Origin of the sequence: Vogesella indigofera (genome assembly GCF_028548395.1) — a bacterium.
GTDB classification, from domain to species: domain Bacteria; phylum Pseudomonadota; class Gammaproteobacteria; order Burkholderiales; family Chromobacteriaceae; genus Vogesella; species Vogesella indigofera_A.
In genome coordinates, this window is the sequence record NZ_JAQQLA010000004.1 from 449,312 (window position 1) to 469,337 (window position 20,026).

Genomic DNA, 20,026 nt, shown 5'->3' on the forward strand with positions numbered 1-20,026 from the left:
GCAGACAGACGCCGCCGGCAGGCGATTGGTTCGCCGCTCACGCCGCCGGCTGCGGCCACAGCCGCTCGGCAAGGCCGGATTGACGCGGCGGCGCGTTGAGCACGCCGGCCTCCAGCACCGCCGGGTTGCCGGCCAGCACGAACACGTCACGGGCGCGGGTAATCGCGGTATATACCAGCGCGCGGGTCAGCACCGCGCTCGGCGCCGCCGGCAGCGCCAGCCACACGCTGGCGAACTCCGAACCCTGTGACTTGTGCACCGTCATCGCGTACACGGTGTCATGTTCCGGCAGTCGCGCCGGCGCCACCTCGCGCCAGCCGCCGTCCGGGGTGGGAAACACCACCCGCAGCCGCCCGCCGCGCGCCACGGTCAGGCCGATATCGCCGTTGAACAGGCCGATGCCGTAGTCGTTGCGCGTCACCATCACCGGCCGGCCGGCGTACCAGTCGCTGCCGACGGTCTTGCGGCCAAGCCTTTCCAGCTCGGCCTCGATCTGCGCGTTGATGGCCGCCACCGTGTGCCGCTCCGCCGCCAGCAGCATGAAGCGGTGGAAGGCGGCAAACAGCGGCGCCCAGTCTTCTGCTGCGTCATCCAGCTGCGCCAGCGCCTGCCAGTAGTCGGCGCGCTGTGCCAACAGGCCGGCGGCCTCGGGCAGCGCCGGCTGCAGGCGGATGTCGGCCAGCTCGTGCTGCGCCAGCAGTGCGTGCACCTCGTCCAGCGCCGCGGCATTGACCGCGCGCGCCAGGCGGCCGATACCGGAGTCGGCACCGAAGCGGTGGCTTTTCTGCAGCACCACCACGCTGTCGGTGAGGATGGCCGTATCGTCGATCACGCCGGGCAGGCTGACGCCAGCGGCAACCAGGCCTTGCGCCGTGTCGCTGCGCCACGCCTGGCGGCTGCAGATGTCACCCAGCACCGCGCCGGCCTCCACCGAGGCCAGTTGGTCGCGGTCGCCGAGCAGGATCAGCCGCGCGTGCGACGGCAGCGCCGCCACCGTCTGCGCCATCAGGCTGAGATCCACCATCGACGCCTCATCCACCACCAGCACGTCCAGCGGCAGCGGGTTGGCCGCATGCTGGCGCGGGCGCGCGGTGCCCGGGACCAGCCCGATCAGGCGGTGCAGCGTCTGCGCCTTGTCCGGCAGCTGCGCGCGCACCGCGTCGGCCACCGGCAGCTTGTCGCGCGCGGCGCGTACCGATTCGGTCAGCCGCGCCGCCGCCTTGCCGGTCGGCGCCGCCATCGCCATCACCAGTGGCCGCGGCGACAGGGACGCCAACGCCGCCAGCAGCCGCACCACGGTGGTGGTCTTGCCGGTGCCGGGGCCGCCGGAGATCACCATGAAGCGGCGCTCGGTGGCCAGCCGCGCCGCCAGCCGTTGCCAGTCGCCGGCCGCGGCACCGTCGAACAGCGCGTCCAGCACACTCTCTACATCGCCGCCGAACGGCTGCGGGTCGCGCGCCAGCAGCGTCAGCGCCGCCACCAGCTGGGTCTCGTCCTGCCAGTGCCGCGCCAGGTACAGCCGCCCGCCCTCGTCCAACACCAGCGGCGTGTAGTCGCCGGCGCGGCCGGCCAGCGGGCTGCGCCGCAGCCGCGCGTAGTCGTCGCCGGACAGGCCACCGAGGCAGACGTGGCCGCCGGCCACCGCCGCCAGCAGCCGTTGCAGCAGCGGCTGCAACGCCGGGCCGTGCTCGGGGTCCAGCCGCGCGAACAGGCGCGCAAGCTGGTCGGGAAGAAAGCTGTCGCTGACAGTGGCAGTCATGGGCAAACCTGGCAAAAGACGTTACCCGCCGCAGCGGGTAACCGGGATGGACATCACGATACCGCACGCCACACTCAGGCGCCCAGCTTCGCCTCCAGCGCCTCGCAGATGGTGGTCAGGATCTTGATGCGCGCGTAGTACTTGTTGTTGGCCGCCACCAGCGTCCACGGCACCGCGCTGGTGCTGGTACGGTCGATCATGTCGCACACCGCCACCTTGTAGTCGTCCCACTTGTCGCGGTTGCGCCAGTCTTCCTCGGTGATCTTGAAGCGCTTGAAGCCGGTTTCCTCGCGCGACTTGAAGCGCGCCAGCTGCTCGTCGGCACTGATCGCCAGCCAGAACTTGAGCACGATGGCGTTGTTGTCGCGCAGCTGGTGCTCGAAGTCGTTGATCTCGTAGTAGCCGCGCATCCAGTCGGCGGTTTCGGCGAAGCCCTCCACCCGCTCCACCAGCACGCGGCCGTACCAGGTGCGGTCGAAGATGGTGACCTTGCCCTTGCCCGGCACGTGGCGCCAGAAGCGCCACAGCCACGGTTGCGCGCGTTCCTCCTCGGTCGGCGCCGCCACCGGCACGATGCGGTAACGCCGCGCGTCCAGCGCCTGGGTGATGCGACGGATGGCGCCCCCCTTGCCGGCGGCGTCGTTGCCCTCGAACGCCAGTACCAGCGAGTGCTCGGCGAACTTCGGATGCCGCGTCAGCCCGTTCAGCCGCCCCTGCAGCGCCTCCAGCTGCTGCTTGTAGTCGTCCTTGGACAAGGCCTGATCCAGCTGCAGCGACTCCAGCAACAGCTTGTTGTCCGCCGGCGGCGTGATCGCCGCCACGTCGGAACGCGCCTGCCACACGTGGTCCAGCGCCAGCCGCTGCTGCAGCGCCTGCAACAGCGCGCGGCCGACGGTCAGGCTGCGGTAGTTGGCATCCTCACCGTCCACCACCAGCCACGGCGCGTAGGCGGTGTTGGTCAGCCGCATCATGTGCTCGGCATTGTTCTTGATGCGGCTGTACTGGCCGTGGTGCTTCCAGTCGGCCTCGGTCACCCGCCACGCGGTGGCCGGGTCTTTCTCCAGCAGCTTCAGCCGCTTCTTCTGCTTGTCCTCGGCCAGGTGCAGCCAGAACTTGAGCACCAGCACGCCGTCGTTGGCCAGCATGCGCTCGAAGCGCAGGATGTCGAACAGCTGCTTGTCGAAGGCGTCGCGGTTGGTCTTGCTATCGACGCGGTCGAACAGCGCATCGGAGTAGTAGGAGCCGAAGAACATGCCGATGCGCCCCTTGGCCGGCAGCTCGCGCCAGTAGCGCCACATCCACGGCCGTTCGCGCGCGTCGTCGTTGGGCTTGTCGAAGGCGGCGGTGTGGATCAGGCGCGGGTCCAGCCACTCGTTGATCTGGCTCAGCGTCTCGCCGCGGCCGGCACCGTCCATGCCGTGGATCAGCAACAGCAGCGGGAATTCACCGCGCTGCTTCAGCTCGTACTGCACGTCCAGCAGCGCCTCGCGCAGCGCGGCCTCCTCGGCCTTGTAAGTGCTCTTGTCGATGACGTGGCCGATCTCGGCGGATTCAAACATGGTGATCTTCCCGTAAAGGTTGGCCGCAGAGTATGGCAGACGGCAATGATGACATGATTGTAGAACGTGGATTGTGGCGGCAGAGCACCGCGGTGGTGTTGATGTGTGGCAAACGACCCTATTCCTGATAATCCACCGCTTCCAGCAGCATTTGTGCCAATTGCCTCGCCTCTGCCGCCGGCAGGGTCAGAGGAGTCATCTGGTAACTTGCAAAGGACTTAGCCACAATTTCCAGCCCGACAAACCTGACAGGCCCGGCATCAAGGACATGCACCTTGATGTCATTGGTAATCATGCGGTGGCGCATGTGGGCACCATCAAAAGTTTTGACGATCCTTCCAGTAAAAAACAGGCTTTTACCGCGTTTGGATGTACCCAGCCAGAAAAGCAACGCCATGACACCAAGTACAAATATCAGCGAGATATTTTCCAATGCTCTCTCCTTGAGCCATACATTCAAGCGATCAACACTATCGGTGCATTATGCATTTGTCACCCAAAAAATACCGACTGTGACGAGGCCACACCGCGCCTACTCCAATGTCAAACCGACCTATTTGCTACTTACACCCCCCATCCAGAAGAGTAGGGTGCGTCACCCGCAGGGCGACGCACCACGATGGCATGATTGCTTGTGGCCAAGCTTTGAACACCGCCAGGCGCGTCGCCCGGCCAGCCGGGTGACACACCCTTCATCAATAAGCACACCCCACAAAAACCAGAGCCGCACCGACACGCCCCATCCCGTTGGCGCAAGCCGTGCACACTGTCGCCAGCCCGGAAACAAGCCGCCCTCTTTTGAGCGCAGCGGGCCGGGATGGCGGCGGTTTGCACGGGAATGCTTGTGCCGTCGGGTCGCCTTTTCTTTGCTTACTTTCTTTTTGGCGAAGCAAAAGAAAGTAAGCCGCCGCCGCGCGGAAAGCGGCAGATAAAAATTATCCGCGCAGCGGATACTCCAGACCAAAACAAGGTTGGCCGCAGACCGGTGACGGCATGCGGTCAGCCTTGGTGACGCCCCCTACGCCGGCGCCGTGGCCCGGAACACCCCATCCAGCGCATCCAGCAGCGCGTCCGACGGTGCATCGCGCCACACACCGTAGCCCGCGTTGCTAATGCCGCGCAGGTACAGGTAGCGCACACCGCCCAGATGCAGCTGCGGCGCGCGCTGGGCCAGGTAGCGGCGCAGCGCCACGCAGTAGATCAGGTATTGCAGGTAGTAGTGTTCGCGCGCCACCGACGCCGCCAGCGCGTCGTCGCCGTAGCAGGCAAAGCCGTCGCCGAGGTGGTTGGACTTGTAATCCACCAGCCACAGCGCGTCACCGTGGATGAAGGCCAGGTCGATGAAGCCTTTCAGGTAGCCCTGCACGCGGTCGAAGGTCAGCGTGGCCGCGGCCTCGCGCAGCGGCGCGGCCAGGCCCATGGCCGGGTCGGTGAGGATGCGCTGCAGCCTAGCCAGGCTCAGGCCGTCGGCCGGCAGCGTGAACTCCATCTCCACCAGCCGCCGCGTGTTCGGCACGCCGGCCAGCCGCACGCCGGGCGCGATGTCGCAGTGAATGGTGTCGTGCAGCATCGCCAGCGCCGCGTCCTGCCACAGCGCGTCGAAACCGTGCTTGTGCAGCGCCTCCTGCACCACTTGCGGCCAGTCTTCCGGCCGGGTGAAATCGGCACGCTCGAACATGTCGTGTAGGCAGGTACCGGCGCGCGCGCCGCGCGGAAAGCTGAAGCGGTCGGCCGCCACCGCGGCGTCCGGCTGCTGCAGCGGGCCGTGATCGTGATCCGGCGCCTCGCTGCGCGGGCTGGCGCTGCCGTGCAGATGGCGCGTCAGGCCGGTAAAGCTGCTGACCCGCCACGGCGTGTACAGCGAGCGGTTGACGCCGGCCAGCTGCGGCACGAAGTTCGGCGCCGCTTCCGGCGACAGCGCGTTGAGCGCGACGTCCACCTCGCGGCAGCGCACCGCGTGCGGCAACCGCGCGGCCAGATCGGCCACGTCGTCCGCCAGCTGCGACGCCAGCAGCTCGCCGGCCTCCAGCTGCGCCAGGTTGGCCGCGGCGCGGCCGTGCAGCAGCCACGACAGCGCGGCGGTGTGCATCTTCTGCACATGGCCCCACACCACGTACTGGCGGTGCTCGGCGCGAGTCAGCGCCACGTACAGCAGGCGCAGCTTTTCCGCCAGGATTTCGCTGCGCGCCGCATCGCGCGCGCCGGCGCTGACCAGATCGTCCGGCGCCAGCCACGACTCGTCGCCGTCGCGGTAGCGCCAGAAGGTGGTGTCGCGCCGCTCCAGCGCGCCGTCCCACAGGAAGGGGCAGAACACCAGCGGGTACTGCAGCCCTTTCGCGGTGTGGATGGTGACGATCTTGACCAGCTCCGCGTCGCTTTCCAGCCGCAGCAGCGCCTCTTCCGCCGCCGGCGGGCTGGCCACCTGCGCCTCGAACCACGCCAGCAGCGGCGCGATGCCGGCCATGCCCTCGCTCTGCTGCTGGATCAGCTCGGCCAGATGGCCGAGGTTGGTCAGCCGCCGCTCGCCGTCCGGCTGCGGCAGCAGCCGCACCGCCACTGCCTGCCGCGCGAAGAACGCCCGCCACGCCGCCATGAAGCCGCGCTGCTGCCACGCCTTGTGATCGTCAAGGTTGGCCGCCAGCTGCGCCTCCCACGCCGTTTCGTCGTCCAGCAGCGCCAGCAGCCGCGCGGCGTCGAGGCCGAACAGCTCGGTGGCGCACAGCGCCTTCAGCCGCCCTTCCGAGGCCGGCTCCGCCCACGCGCGCAGCAGCGCCAGCAGCTCGCCCGCCTCGCGGCTGGCGAACACGCTTTCCTGCGTCAGCGCCACCGACGGCACGCCGCGCGCCGCCAGCGCCTCGCGCACCGCGTCGCCCTGGCGGTGGGTGGCCACCAGCACCGCGATGTCGCCGCCGGCCAGCGGCCGTACGCTGTCACCGCGCCGCAGCCGCGCCTGATTGGCCCGCGCCAGCGCCAGCAGGCGCGCGATCTCGTGCGCGCAGGCGTCGGCGGCATACGGCGTGGCCTCGGTTTTCGATACGCCCTTGGCGCTGTCGCTGGCCGGGAAGGTCAGCAGGTTGAACGCGGCATCGCCGTCGTCGACTTCCAGCACGCTGCCGCCGGCCGGCGCCGCGTCCACCGCCGGATAGTCGATGCCATCCAGCAGGAAGGGCTGCGGCCGGTCGAACAGCGCGTTCACCGCCGCCACCAGCGACGGCTGCGAGCGGCGGTTGGTCAGCAGCGTGTACTGGCGCTCGGCGGGCGCATCGTTGCGCGCGGCGAGATAGGCGAAGATGTCGGCACCGCGAAAGCTGTAGATCGCCTGTTTCGGATCACCGACCATGAACACCGGCCGCTGCTGCTGCACGAAGGCGTGGCGGAAAATGCGGTATTGCAGCGGATCGGTATCCTGGAATTCGTCGATCAGCGCCACCGAAAAATCCGCGGCGATGCGTGCGGCCAACCTTGGCCCGTGCTCGGCATCCTCCAGCGCGGCGGCCAGATCGGTGAGCAGGTCGTCGAAACCGCGGCTGCGCGTGGCGCGGCGCTGCGCCACCGCGTGGCGGTTGATCCAAGCTATCAGCTGCAGCTTCAGCCCGGCCAGCTGCTGCCCCAGCGCGGCGCTGTAGGCCGCCCAAGCCGCCAGCCACGTTTCAATCAGGCCGAACAGCGCATGCTCGGGCGGCGTGGCGCCCTTGTTGCAGCCCTTGGCCAGCGCCGCCGGCGTCAGCCGCTGCAGGTCTTTTTCCTGCGCCGACGTCAGCTGCGGCAGGCTGGCGTCCGCCGCCAGATGCTGCAGCAGCTTCAGGTAGCGCTGGCGCTGCTCCGGCTTGTAGCTGGTGCGGCTCAGCCCTTCGGCCGCCAGCAGGCAGGCGCCGCCCTCCTCGATGGTGGCGGCCGCAGCCTGCAGCGGCTGCCACGCTGCCGCCGCCGCCGCGCGCGCATCCAGCAGCGCGGCGCTGTCGATGTCGGGGTGGCGCAGATAGGGCTTGGACAGGAAGGGGCGGATCTCGGCCAGCCAGCCTTCCGGCGTGTCGCCGTTCTCGGCCAGCACCTGCGCCAGCTGCGGCAGTGCCACGATGTGCTGGCGCCAGAAATCGTCGGCCAGCTGCTGCAACTCGGCCAGGTTGTCGCTGGCCAGCTCGGCGGCAAAGGTCTGGCCGCTGTCGAACGCCGCATCGGTCAGCACCCGCTGGCAGAAGCCGTGAATGGTGTAGATCGCCGCCGCATCGAAACCGTTGATGGCGGTACGCAGCCGCTCGCGCGCCATGGCGCCATCCTGAACCGCCAGCCGCGCCGCCAGCGCGGCGAGGAAGTCATCCCCCACCGCCTCGCCGTCCATCACCCGCGCCAGCTCGGTCAGCCGCCGCCGCAGACGGTCGCGCAGCTCGGCGGTGGCGGCCTTGGTGTAGGTCACCACCAGGAGCTTGTCCAGCGTCGGCGGCGGGTTGCCGTCGGCGTCGTGTTCCAGCAGCAGGCGGGTATACAGCGCGGCGATGGTCCAGGTCTTGCCGGTACCGGCCGAGGCTTCGATCAGGTTGGTGCCGGTGAGCGGGCAGTTCAGGGGGTCGAGGGGGTGCATGTCTGTACCGTTCACTAATTGGAATTCAGGCCGAATGCACGACTACCGAGCTTGGTTTTGTAAAGGTTTTCAACTGCAATCACCTCACCCTTGGTCATCCCGCGCGGTAGGGTCCGTAGAATGGAAAAGCGGAAATGAGATGCATGCTTCGGATCAGTCTGCAGCAACTCGATCAGTTGCACGTTGTCCCCATGGCCGGTAGCGGCATAGGTTTTCCAGCGACCAAGAATGCCTTCCTGTCCGTATGCCGATCCAACGTACTGCTTGCCTGTAGAGGCATCCACAATCAGATACACCCCAGCAACCGCAGCCAGCATCTGATGCCAGCGAGTATTGGCGGCTGGATTAGCAATGATTTTGCGTAACTCATGAGAAGTAATAACGAAATCCAGATAACCCGGAAACTCGCTGACATAACCAGCAGGCAGCACAGCGACCACCTCCTTGTCCTTGTCGTGTGCCCACTGATGCCATGCTAGAGCAGCCTTACCCCAATCAATGAGTAGTCGCCCCTCCAGTGCAGCAAAGCGTGGGTCCTTTTGTAGCGAGTAAATATAAGAAGAAGGTTTTTCCTGCTCAGCGTAGAGGTAGTGTTCTGGCCAACGATAGTCTTCTTGATATTCAACGCTCTTGACTTGATAAACGCCAACAAATTGAGCCTGATTGCCCTCCGTGCCAATAAAGGAAACAAGCTGATCGCAATCGGAAAAAACTGGCGCGCTCTGCGATGCCTGATAAATATCTAACTGGTCATTGAGATAAAGCCGCTGCAGATCCAGTTGATTGTGTTTATGCCTTACGAATTTTACGCGAGACGAAAAATCCATGCCTGCACTTGCCAGTAAGCTTTTAATTGTTAGCATCGGGTATGTATCTTTCTTTGAATATGTCAGTCTTTATTCCAAGCCTTAATAAAGTACCGGATTTCTTTTAACCGACCCCATTATCCATCTGCACTGCGCTCACCATCGGCTTCAGCAGCGTTTCCGCCAGTTGCGCGAACAGCGGGTCGGACAGCGGTTCCTGATGACGGAACACCAGCTGGTTGGCGGCGTCGTCGCGCTGCGGGCTGCGGCCGAAGCCGGTGAAGTCCGGCGCCCATTCGTTCTGCGCGGCGTCCAGTTCCTGGCCCGGCTTGGCGCGGGCGTAGGCCAGCGAGGTGCGGGCGAAGAACGGTAGCGGCTGGCTTTGCCCCTGGCGGTAGCGCAGCAGCCAGGCGTGCAGCAGGCCGCACGCGTCCAGCGCCGTGCCGTCGCCGTCGTCCGTACCGAAGCTGTGCACGCCGTCTTCGGCAAACAGCTGCGATTGCGGCGCGATGCCGGGCACGGCGGCGGCGAGGCGTACCAGGTGTTCCAGCCACAGTGCGATCAGGTCGCCGGCGTAGGCCTTGCGCGGCACCACGCGCAGCAGGCCCTCGGGGCGCAGGCCGGACAACTCGCCGCTGAGCAGGATGTCGCCCAGCTGCAGCCGCACCGGCTGCGGCGGCAGGGTGTCGTCCAGCAGCGTGGCCGGCAGGCGCGCGGCGAAGCGGGCGCTGGCGGCGCGTTCCAGCGCCAGCCACGACTTGCCCAGCGCGGCGTCGGGCAGCAGGCCGCGGCCCTGCAGCCGCGCTTCGGCGTGGCGCAGCGGCTGGCGCGCGAGCAGGGTGTGCACCAGCGTGTCGCGGATGTCGGCACGGCTGTCGCGGTCGATGGCGAACGGCTCGCGGGTGGGCAGCTCGTCGGCGATGCGCTCCAGCTTCAGGCCGAGGCGGTCGGCCAGCCAGGCCCGCACCGGATTGCGCCAGAAGCGCAGCAGGTCGGCCAGCCGCACTATGGCAGCGTCCGGCAGCGCAAGGTTGGCCGCAAACGGTTGCGGCACGGCCGGTGGCGCGGCCAGCGCCTGCTGCCACACCGGCTCGAAGCTGTCGGCGGCGCGGTAATAGGCGCGCGAGAACGGCTGCAGCGGATGGCGGGTAGTGATCGTGTCACTGATGTCGCCACCGCTCATCGCGGCCAGCGTGTCCAGCAGCTCGGCCACCAGCGGCGACGGCGGCAGCGGCTCGTCGCTGCGCACGCTGCGGCCGACCCAGCTCAGGTACAGCGTGTCGCGGGCAGAGAGGATGGCCTCCAGGAACAGGTAGCGGTCGTCGAAACGGCGCGAGCGGTCGCCCTTTTGCGGATGGCGCGCCACCAGATCGAAGCTGACCGGACGCTCGTCGCGCGGGTAGGCGCCGTCGTTCATGCCGATCAGGCACAGCACGCGGAACGGGATGGAGCGCATCGGCACCATCGCGCAGAAGGTCAGCCCTCCGGTGAGAAAGCCGCCGCTGCTGGCCACCTGCAGCTGGCGCAGCACCGCGTCGCGCACCACCGCCAGCGGCACGCAGCCGTCAAAAGCGGCCAGCGCGGCGTCGGCGGCCAGTTCGTCGGCGATGCCGTGCAGCACCTGCAGCGCGGCCTCGCCGTCCTCCTCCACCTGAAACAGGCTGGCGGCGGCTTCGCGCAGGCGCTCGGCCCAGTCGGCGACGCTGGCCGGCTGCGCCCACAGCTCGGCCAGCACGCACAGGGTGTCGAACAGCGCGCCCAGCCGTGCCAGCCGTTCGGCGGCCTGGCCTTGCGCCGCACCGTCGGGTAGCAGGCCGCCGAACAGCGGCTCGCCGTCGCCGGCGAGGCTGGCCGGCAGCAGCGTGCCCAGCAGCAGGCGGTCCAGCCCCCAGCGCCAGCTGTGCACCGCCTCGGCCGGCAGCCCCAGCGCCGCCTTGTGCGCCGCGTCGCGGCCCCAGCGGATGCCGGCGCCACGCACCCAGCTGCGCAGCAGGGTGACGTCCTCGTCGGCGAGGCCGAAGCGGGCCAGCAGCTCGCGGCAGTCGAGCAACGCCAGCACCTCGTCGGCGGCAAAGCGCGAGTCGGCCAGCTGCAGCACCGCGCCGAAGGTGGCCAACAGCGGCACTTCACGCGTCAGGCGGCGGTCGGCGATGCTGTAGGGGATGGACGGCGCGTCGCTGCGGTAGCCGAACACCGCGTCGATGTAGGCCGCGTAGGCGTTGATGTCCGGCGTCAGCACCGCGATGTCGGCCGGGGTCAGCGTCGGGTCGGCCACCAGCATCGCCAGCAGCCGGTCTTTCAGCACTTCCAGCTCGCGCATCGGGCTGTGGGTGATGTGGCAGACGATGGAGCGGTCGTCTGTCGCCGGTGGCTGCACGTTGGCCGCAGGCGGGTTGAGCTGCAGGATGTCGCGCTGCAGCCGCGCCAGCAGGCTGTCGCCGGCCGGTGGCAGGAACATCGACTCGGCGTCCGGCACCCCGGCGGCGATGTCGTCGAAAAAGTCGCGCCCCTGCTGCCCCAGCGAGGCCAGCAGCGGGTGGCCGCCGTCAGCGCTTTCGCCACGGGCAAACAGCTTCAGCTGGCCGCGGGCGTCGACGATGTCGCCCCAGTAGGCCTCGCACGGGTTGAGCAGGAACACGTTGACCTCGGTCAGCTCGGCCATGCGCAGCAACAGCGCCAGGTACATCGGCGCCAGCGTGGCGATGCCGAACACCGACACCCGCTCGGGCAGGTGCTCCGGCCGCAGGCGGGCAAAGAAGTCGTCGAGCATGGTGACGCGGTGGCGGCCGGGCAAGTCTGCGGCCAGCTGTTGCCACAGCGCCGCCTGCCACGCCTCGTCCTCGCCCAGATCCAGGCGCTGGCCGGCCTCCCACGCGCGTATCCACGCCGGGCGGAACACCAGGTACTGGTCGTAGATGTCGGCGATCTTGCCGGCCAGCTCGAAACAGGCCAGCGGCCCGCCCTGCAGGTAGCGCACCAGCGGCGTGTACGGCTCGCCGGAAAGCGTCGGCAGCAGCGCCATCAGCCGCCAGGTCAGCACCTCCGGCGCAAAGGCGGACTTGGGCGGCAGCTCCGGCAGCACCGTCTTCATCAGCCGCCAGCCAAAGCCGGCCGGCAGCACGAACTCAAGGTTGGCCGCGAGGCCGCGCTCGCGCGCCAGCTGCAGCGTCAGCCAGCGCCCCATGCCGCGACTCTGCACCATCACCACTTCCGGCGCGAACGGATCGGCCAGCGGCGTGTCAGTCAGGTGGCGATAGAGTATGCCGAGGGCTTCGAGGCGGTTGGACTGGTACAGGTGCAGGGACATGGCGTGGTGATGGCGTAGTCATCAAGGTGCCAAGTTTAGCACCCCCGCCGCCGGGCAAAGCCGCTACCATTACCCGATCCGGATAAGAGCCTGTTCAAAGTCTCGCGAGCTGGAGCAAGGCAAGGCAAAAACGACTGCGGAGGCGGCGTTTATCCCGATATAAACAAGCCTGCCGAAGGCGTTTTTAACGCCGTATTGCCCCATCGAGATCCGTCACGGCAGACATTGAACAGCTTCCACGAAGACACACAGGAACCCCGACCATGGATTATCTCGTACTGAAACACGCCCACGCCGGGCTGGCCTATCTGTCGGTGACGCTGTTCGCCGCGCGCGCCGCGCTGTCCTACACCAAGCCGGCGCTGCTGCAGGGCAAGGCGCTGCGCATCGCGCCGCACCTGATCGACACCCTGCTGCTCGCCGCCGGGGTGACGCTGGCGGTGTGGGCCGGCTTTTCGCCGCACAACCAGCCGTGGCTGGCGGCCAAGCTGCTGGCACTGCTGGCCTATATCGCGCTGGGCAGCATCGGTCTGAAAAAGCTGCACGGCTCGCCGTGGCGCGCGGTGGTGCTGGCGCTGGCGCTGGCGATGCCGCTGTACATGATCGCGGTGGCCAAGACCAAGCTGGCGTGGCCGTTCTGAGCGCGTAAAAAAAACCGGCCCGCAACGGGCCGGTGCAACAGACAGCAGGGAGAATGAACCGGGGGTTTCAGAGCGTACTCGCGATCCCGCGAGTACGCCGCTGATCGTGAACAGGCCTCAGACGCCGAGGCGGTCGCGCATGCCGTACCACCACGCGCCCAGCGTCAGCATCGGCACACGGAACAGGCGGCCGCCGGGGAACGGGTAGTGCGGCAGGCTGGCGAAGGCGTCGAAGCGCTCGCTCTGGCCACGGATCGCCTCGGACAGGATGCGGCCGGCGAGGTGGGTAAAGGTGACACCGTGGCCGCTGCAGCCCTGCGAGTAGTAGATATTGCTGTCGATGCGGCCAACCTGCGGCAGCCGCGACAGCGTCAGCGAGAAGTTGCCGGTCCAGGTGAACTCGATCTTGACCTTGGCCAGCTGCGGGAAGGTGTGCAGCATCTTGGGGCGGATCAGGCTCTCGATCTCGCCCGGGTCGCGCGCGCCGTACACGGTGCCGCCGCCGTACAGCAGGCGGTTGTCGGCGGTCAGGCGGTAGTAGTCGAGCAGGAAGTTGCAGTCTTCCACGCAGTGGTCGCCCGGCAGCAGCGATTTGGCCAGCGCCGGGTCCAGCCGCTCGGTGGTCACCACCTGGGTGCCGCACGGCAGGCTCTTTTCCGCCAGTTTCGGGATCAGGTCGCCGAGGTAGGCGTTGCCGGCCACCACCACGAAGCGGGCGCTGACCTGGCCCTCTGCGGTTTTCACCACCGCCACCTCGCCGCGCTGGATGTCGGTCACCGCCGACTGCTCGAAAATCTGGCCGCCCAGCGATTCGAACGCCGCCGCCTCACCCAGCACCAGGTTCAGCGGATGGATATGGCCGCCCCAGTGGTCGAGCAGCGCGCCGACGTACTGGCCGGAATCGACGATGCGCGCCATGCCGGCCTTGTCGATCATCTCGATGCCGGTGTGGCCGTAGCTTTCCCACAGCCGTTTTTTCGCTTCCAGCTCGTCCAGCTGCTTGTCGGTAAAGGCGGCGAACACGTTGCCGTCCTTCAAGTCGCACTGGATGTCGTACTTGGCGATGCGCTCGCGGATGATCTTGCCGCCCTCGAATGCCATCGCCCCCAGCTTTTGCGCGGCGTCCTTGCCGTGGCGCGCCTCGATCACGTCCATGTCGCGGCTGTAGCTGTTGACGATCTGGCCGCCGTTGCGGCCGGAGGCACCCCAGCCGACCCGCGCCGCTTCCAGCACGATCACCTTGAAACCGGCTTCGGCAAGGTGCAGCGCGGTGGACAGCCCGGTGTAGCCACCGCCGACGACGCAGACGTCGGCCTGCTGGCTGCCCTGCAGCGCCGGCCGCTGCGGCGACGGGTTGGCGGAGTAGGCGTAATAGGAGCGGGTGTGTTCGGTAGTCTGGCTCATGGCGGAGTCCTCGATACTGCATTTTTTAAACAGGGCCGCCACGGGCGGCGCTCAATCTGGCTTGATTATCAGATAGCGCCGCAAAAATGTCTAATATGTTAAACATTGCACTGCAAAAAAAAAGCCCGGTTGCCCGGGCTGTGCGTGTGCTTACAGGATGGTCTGTCGCAGCTCTTCGCGCTTTTGCGACAGGTCGACCCCGGGCAGCTCGGCGATGATGTCCGGGTGGTCGAGCAGCTTTTCCACCACGAAATCGACGAACACCCGCGTGCGCGGCGCGATGTGGTCGCGGTGCGGGAAGCAGATGTAGATCGAGCGCTCCATCGACACGAAATCGGTGAGCACCACCTGCAGCTTGCCGGTACGCACGTCATTCAGGATCTCGTGCCCCGGCAGCTGCGCCACGCCCAGGCCGAGGCGCGCCAGTTCGCGCACGCCGTCGACGTCGTTGGCGGTGTAGGTGCCGCCGACTTCCAGCGGAATGCGCTCGCCGTCACGCTCGAATTCCCACTTGTAAAGCCGGCCGGAGGTCGGGAACTGGAAATTGATGCAGTCGTGCGAGGACAGGTCTTCCGGGATGTGCGGCTTGCCGTGCGCCTCCCAGTATTCCGGCGCGGCGACCACGTACTGCGGGATGTGTGCCAGGTGGCGCGCCACCATGCGGCTGTCCGGCATCATGCCGACGCGGACGCCGACATCGTAGCCGTCTTCGATCAGGTCGCTAAAGTGGTCGCCCATGCCGAAAAACACGCGGATCTTCGGGTAACGGGAACAGAATTCTTCCATCAGCGGCAGGATGAAGCGGCGGCCGAAGGCATTGGGCAGGCTGATGCGCAGGTGGCCGGCCGGCTCGTCGCGGCTGGCTTTCAGCTGGTTGATCGCGGAATCCAGGTTGTTGACCGGGCCGCGGCACTGCGAGTAGAAGCGGCGACCGTCCTCGGTCAGTGTCAGCTGGCGCGTGGTGCGGTTGAACAGCCGCACCTCCAGTTCCTGTTCGAGCCTGGCAATACTCTGGCTGACCGCGGCAGGCGACACGCCCAGTTTGCGGGCGGCATCGGAAAAGCTGCCATTCTCAGCAGTGGTCATGAAGACCATTAATGCTTTCAAGGTATCCATAGCTCGATTCAATCAGTTAGGCCGGCGGCGCATCACATTTAACAAGAGACACCACAAAAGAAACCGGCGATTAACAAAACACTTTGAAAGATGATAAGCGAAACAGCGATTCTGTTAAAGCTATTTCCTTATTTTCCATTAAATATGATAAGTCCCATTCCTACCAGTTTTGTGTCGAATTTGTGCGGCAATGGTCAGCATTTCATGCGAATGACAAGCCAAGATCGCCTGCAACGGCCATGTTGTGGCCGTCGACGCCCGCAAAAGTGCCCGTCCGCAGCAAAATATGACGAAAACAGCGGTAATGACAGAGAAATGGCCGGAATCGACGCCCTAAATGCGGGCAACCGCGGCTTGCGCCCAGACTCCGCGACGTTTCTCGCATTTGTCATTGCCTGCGGCGGGAATACAACACTGCCGTCGTCGCGGCACGCCACCACCCGCCCGGCCGCCAAGGCCGCTTGACCCACGTCAACGCTGGCGCGCGCCCTTGCCGCCACAATCGTTCCTTTGCCCAACAGAAAGTTTGCCATGTCCCGCCCCCATGCCTTTTCCCCGCTCGTAATTCGCGGCCGCAGCCTGTTGCCTATCGTGCAAGGCGGGATGGGTGTCGGCATTTCCGCCAAACAACTGGCTGGTGCCGTGGCGCGTGAGGGCGGTGTCGGCACCGTGGCCAGCGTCGACCTGCGTCACCTGCACGAGGACCTGCTGGCCGATGCGGCCAACCTTGAGGGCCAGGACGGCATCAACCGCCTCAACCGCATCGCGCTCGATCGCGAGGTGAAGGGCGCACTGCAACGCGCCGACGGTCACGGCATGGTGGCGGTCAACATCATGAAGGCGGTGGACGACCACGCCGCGCTGGTGCGCCAGGCCTGCGAGTCCGGCGCACACGCGGTGGTGATGGGCGCCGGCCTGCCGCTGGACCTGCCGGAGATGGCCAGCAACCACCCCGAGGTGGCGCTGATCCCTATCCTGTCGGAATCGCGCGGCATCGGCATCGTGCTCAAGCGCTGGATGAAGAAGGGCCGGCTGCCGGATGCGATCGTGATCGAGCATCCCAACCACGCCGGCGGCCACCTCGGCGCCGCCAGCATCGCCGGGGTCGGCGATGCCAAGTTCGACTTTGCCCGCGTGCTGGAAGAAAGCTTCGAGCTGTTCAAGGGCCTGGGGCTGGAACGCGAGCGCATTCCGCTGATCGTCGCCGGCGGCGTCAACAGCCATGAGAAGGTGCAGACCTACCTGCAGCAGTACGGCGCCAGCGGCGTGCAGATCGGCACCGCCTTCGCCGTCACCAGCGACGGCGACGCGCACATCAACTTCAAGCGCACGCTGGCCGGCGCCACGCGCGAGGACATCGTCGAGTTCATGTCGGTGGCCGGCCTGCCGGCGCGCGGCATCCTGACCCCGTTCCTGAAGAGCTACCTCAAGCGCGAGGACAAGCTGCAGGCCAACGCCAAGGCCGATCCAGCGCGCTGCACGCAGGCGCTGAACTGCCTGACGGTGTGCGGCCTGCGCGACGGTCTGTCCAAGGTCGGCCAGTTCTGCATCGACCTCAAGCTCGCGGCCGCCTTCCGCGGCGAAACCAGCAAGGGCCTGTTCTTCCGCGGCGCCGAGCCGCTGCCCTTCGGCGACGCGATCAAGAGCGCGCGCGAAACCATCCACTACTTCCTCACCGGCGAAAAGCCGCTCGACCTGCGCGGCGCCTGAGCCGCGATTCAAGGTCTCGCGCACTGACCCGAGACAAGGCAAAAACGACTGCGGCATGCGTGTTTATCTCTAGGATAAACACCGCTGCCGCAGTCGTTTTTAACATCGTCTCGCCCCATTGAAACCCGTGCCGCAGGCCTTGAAGCGCTTCCGGACCGACATGCGGCCAACGTTGGCCGCACCCGCTATCCGCCGTGGCCGCGTGTCAACACCGCCTGCAGCCCGCCCCCGACGCGGTTGTGCAGGCTCAGCTGCAGGCCGTGCAGTGCGGCGATGCGCTCCACGATGGACAGGCCGAGGCCGCTGCCGGTCTGCTGCTGTCCCGGCGGCCGGTAGAAGCGCTCACGCACCTTGTCCAGCAAGGCCTCCGCCACACCGTCGCCCTCGTCGCTGACGCTGATCCGCGTGGCGTCGGCCTCAAGGCTGACGGTACCGCCACCATAGCGGATCGCGTTGTCCAGCAGATTGCGCAGCATCAGCAGCAGCAGGGTGCGGTCGCCGTGCTGTAGCGGCCATTGCGTGTGCCCGGCCGGCGGCAGCTGCAGGGTGACATGGTGGCTGGCGGCCAGCCCGGACACCGCCTCGCCCAGTTCCTGCAGCAGCAGCGGCCAGTCCAGCGCCTCGTGTTGCTGCTCGGCCGCCTCCACCCGCGACAGTGCCAGCAGTTGCGCCAGCAGGTGGCTGCTGCGATCGACACCGTTCATCAGCTGCTGCAGCGCCCGCTCGCGCAGCGCCGGATCCTGCACCAGCTGCGCCACCTCGGCCTGCACCCGCATCGCCGCCAGCGGGCTGCGCAGCTCGTGGGCGGCGTCGGCGGTAAAACGCCGTTCGCGCTGCAGGGTCTGCGCCACGCGCTCGATCAGGTCATTCATGGCGTCGATCAGGGTGTGCAGCTCGCTGGGGACCTCGCGCGGCAGCGGCGTGGCATCATCCGGCGCGCGCTGCTGCAGCTGCTCCCGGATGTGCGCCAGCGGCGCCAGGCCGCGCCCCACCGCCCACCACAAAGCCAGCAGCGCGAACGGCAGCAGCAGCAGCCACAGCAGTCCCTGCGTCAGCAGCAGGCCGCCTATCATCTCCCAGCGCTCGGACATCTCCTGCGCCACCGCCACGCTGCCGGTCGCGCCGGACAGGTAGTAGACGCGCCAGTCCTCGTCGTCCTGGCGCAGGCTGGCAAAGCCGGTGTAGCCGGGACGGGCGTCCAGCTGCAGGCCGTCGCTGTCGACCAGCAGCAGCTGGCCGCGCCGGTTCCACGCCGCCACCGCCTGGTGGTCACTGTCGCCGACCTGCGGCAGCTGCGGCTCGCTGCGCGCGCCCAGCGTCGGCAGCGTGCCGTACAGCTGGCGCGCGAACAGCGTCTGCTGTTCCTCGTACAGCTCGTTGACCTCGTGCCAGGCGTGGAAGGCCAGCAACGCGCAGGCCACCAGCCACAGCGGTGTCACCACCTTGAGCAGGCTCTTGATCAGCGTGCCGCGCAGGCTGTAGCTCATGCCTCGTCCCCGAGGGTGTAGCCGATACCGCGCCGCGTCTTGATGAAGTCGCTGCCCAGTTTCTTGCGCAGATGGTGCACGTGTACCTCGATGGCGTTGCTCTCCACCTCGTGTGCCCAGTCGTACAGCTTTTCCTCGATCTGTTCGCGGCGCAGCACGCGGCCCTTGTTGCCGAGCAGCAGCTCCAGCAGCGCCAGCTCGCGGGCGCTGAGCTCCACCGCCGCGCCGTCCAGCGTCGCCCGCCGCGCCGCCGGGTCAAAACTGACACGGCCGTGCTGCAGCAGCGGCGTGCTGTGACCACTGCGGCGGCGCACCAGCGCGCGCAGCCGCGCCGCCACCTCGCCCAGCGCAAACGGCTTCACCAGGTAGTCGTCGGCGCCGCTGTCCAGGCCACGGATGCGGTCGTCCACCGCGTCGCGGGCGGTGAGCAGCAGCACCGGTTCGCTGCGGCCACTGCGCCGCCACGCCGCCAGCACCGCCAGCCCGTCCATGCTGGGCAGGCCGAGGTCGAGCACCACCGCGTCGTAGGGCGCGGCGCCGATGCCGGCCAGCCCCTGCTTGCCGTCGCGCAGCCAGTCGCAGGCAAAACCCAGCGCCGACAGCCCGGCCTGCAGCCCGTCGCCAATCAGTTCGTCATCTTCGATTATCAATACCCGCATGCCTGATCCCGTTGCCTGTTTACCGTTGCCGATTGTCGCGGCTCAGCGCCACGTCTTGATGCCGGTAATCATCGCACGAACCAGATTCACCCGCTCGATGCGGCTCATCAGCAGCGCGGCGGCAACGTGCAGCAGCACCGCGACCTGCAACAGGGTCGCCAGCGCCTCATGCACTTCTTCCAGCCATTCCTCGCCCCAGAACTGGTCGGTGCCCATCAGGTAACCGCTGACGCCCAGAGACAGCACCAGGCCCATCAGCGCGAACATCATCAGTGCGCCCAGTGGGTTATGCCCCACCGTCTGCGGGTGCTGGCCTTGCTTCACCGCACCCAGGTGCGCCTTGAGACGGCTCGGGGTCGGGAAGAAGCTGGCGAAGCGGGCATGCCGGCTGCCGACAAAGCCCCACACCAGGCGCAGCGCGATCAGGCCCAGCGCGATATAGCCGGCCCAGCGGTGCGGCGGATCACCCTCTTCCAGCAACAGCAGATTGGCCAGCACACAGGCGACCAGGCTCCAATGGAACAGGCGGACCACGATGTCCCACACTTTTTCCTGACGGGGTAAGGCAGTTGGCGTCATGGCAACACTCCTTGCAAAAATGGCGCGGGACAGGGCCGCAACCCTGCCCCGCGGGCAGTCGCGGCATCACCGCGGCAGAAACATGGCCGCCGGCGGCGAGCGCCGCGGCCGCGCGACGGCTCAATCGTCGATTTCGCTCTTCACTGCCTTGCCGGAGACCGGATCGAAGTAGATTTCCACTTTCTGGCCCTGCTTGTTCTTGCCGTAGATTTCGTAGCAGTTGCCGGACACCTTGAACTTCTTGATCTGGTAACCCTGCGCCGTCAGCTGTTTCTGGAAGTCGGCTTCTTTCTGCCACTTGTCTTTCGGCTGGGCCGCACACTCGGCACCGGCAAAGGCGGCGGAGGAAGCAAAAGCGGCCATCAGGGCCACAGCAATCAGTTTTTTCATCGTTACGCTCCTGGTCAAAGCCTGCAACAG

General features: G+C 67.0%; 14 protein-coding genes. 2 read left to right on the forward strand and 12 right to left on the reverse strand.

The features are described from left to right. Positions 1–37 precede the first annotated feature (37 nt). The 6 genes from recD to recC all read right to left on the reverse strand — a co-directional run bounded on the left by recD (position 38) and on the right by recC (position 12,010). Positions 38–1,759 carry an exodeoxyribonuclease V subunit alpha gene (recD, locus tag PQU89_RS07850; RefSeq protein ID WP_272765337.1) on the reverse strand — a complete coding sequence of 574 codons (1,722 nt, stop codon included), beginning with the start codon at positions 1,757–1,759 and terminating at the stop codon, positions 38–40. A 74-nt stretch (positions 1,760–1,833) separates the two neighbouring features. Then, positions 1,834–3,318, reverse strand: a complete 1,485-nt coding sequence (gene pap, locus PQU89_RS07855; protein WP_272765338.1) for a polyphosphate:AMP phosphotransferase — start codon at positions 3,316–3,318, stop codon at positions 1,834–1,836. A 118-nt stretch (positions 3,319–3,436) separates the two neighbouring features. Further along, positions 3,437–3,751: a hypothetical protein gene (locus PQU89_RS07860; RefSeq protein WP_272765339.1), complete on the reverse strand. Its 315-nt coding sequence runs from the start codon at positions 3,749–3,751 to the stop codon at positions 3,437–3,439. 585 nt (positions 3,752–4,336) lie between these two features. Beyond that, on the reverse strand, positions 4,337–7,897 hold the full coding sequence (recB, locus tag PQU89_RS07865; protein WP_272765340.1) for an exodeoxyribonuclease V subunit beta: 3,561 nt from the start codon (positions 7,895–7,897) through the stop codon (positions 4,337–4,339). A gap of 14 nt (positions 7,898–7,911) precedes the next feature. Continuing rightward, entirely contained in the window at positions 7,912–8,760 is an 849-nt protein-coding gene (locus PQU89_RS07870) for a GIY-YIG nuclease family protein (protein WP_272765341.1), read from the reverse strand. A gap of 67 nt (positions 8,761–8,827) precedes the next feature. Continuing rightward, positions 8,828–12,010 (reverse strand): exodeoxyribonuclease V subunit gamma, encoded by a 3,183-nt coding sequence (gene recC / locus PQU89_RS07875; protein ID WP_272765342.1) that lies wholly within the window; start codon positions 12,008–12,010, stop codon positions 8,828–8,830. 263 nt (positions 12,011–12,273) lie between these two features. On the opposite strand from recC, the gene PQU89_RS07880 reads away from it, so the two are divergent. Beyond that, positions 12,274–12,651, forward strand: coding sequence for a SirB2 family protein (locus PQU89_RS07880; RefSeq protein WP_272765343.1), 378 nt, complete (start codon positions 12,274–12,276; stop codon positions 12,649–12,651). A gap of 117 nt (positions 12,652–12,768) precedes the next feature. Here the strand turns inward: PQU89_RS07880 and PQU89_RS07885 are convergent, their stop codons facing one another. After that, complete coding sequence (locus tag PQU89_RS07885; protein ID WP_272765344.1) at positions 12,769–14,055, reverse strand: NAD(P)/FAD-dependent oxidoreductase; 1,287 nt, start codon at positions 14,053–14,055, stop codon at positions 12,769–12,771. Between the two features lie 150 nt (positions 14,056–14,205). Continuing rightward, positions 14,206–15,171 carry a LysR family transcriptional regulator gene (locus PQU89_RS07890; RefSeq protein ID WP_272765345.1) on the reverse strand — a complete coding sequence of 322 codons (966 nt, stop codon included), beginning with the start codon at positions 15,169–15,171 and terminating at the stop codon, positions 14,206–14,208. 531 nt (positions 15,172–15,702) lie between these two features. Between PQU89_RS07890 and PQU89_RS07895 the strand changes: the two genes are divergently transcribed. Then, entirely contained in the window at positions 15,703–16,881 is a 1,179-nt protein-coding gene (locus tag PQU89_RS07895; RefSeq protein ID WP_272756612.1) for an NAD(P)H-dependent flavin oxidoreductase, read from the forward strand. A gap of 185 nt (positions 16,882–17,066) precedes the next feature. On the opposite strand, the gene PQU89_RS07900 is transcribed toward PQU89_RS07895, so the two are convergent. The 4 genes from PQU89_RS07900 to PQU89_RS07915 form a co-directional block, all read right to left on the reverse strand. Then, on the reverse strand, positions 17,067–18,368 hold the full coding sequence (locus PQU89_RS07900; RefSeq protein ID WP_272765346.1) for an ATP-binding protein: 1,302 nt from the start codon (positions 18,366–18,368) through the stop codon (positions 17,067–17,069). After that, positions 18,365–19,027 carry a response regulator gene (locus tag PQU89_RS07905; protein WP_272765347.1) on the reverse strand — a complete coding sequence of 221 codons (663 nt, stop codon included), beginning with the start codon at positions 19,025–19,027 and terminating at the stop codon, positions 18,365–18,367. The genes PQU89_RS07900 and PQU89_RS07905 overlap by 4 nt, the downstream gene beginning before the upstream one ends. A gap of 42 nt (positions 19,028–19,069) precedes the next feature. Beyond that, complete coding sequence (locus PQU89_RS07910) at positions 19,070–19,606, reverse strand: cytochrome b/b6 domain-containing protein (RefSeq protein ID WP_272765348.1); 537 nt, start codon at positions 19,604–19,606, stop codon at positions 19,070–19,072. 120 nt (positions 19,607–19,726) lie between these two features. Beyond that, the gene (locus PQU89_RS07915) at positions 19,727–19,996 is read right to left on the reverse strand and encodes a PepSY domain-containing protein (RefSeq protein ID WP_189353907.1); all 270 of its coding nucleotides are present in this window, start codon (positions 19,994–19,996) and stop codon (positions 19,727–19,729) included. Positions 19,997–20,026 lie beyond the last annotated feature (30 nt).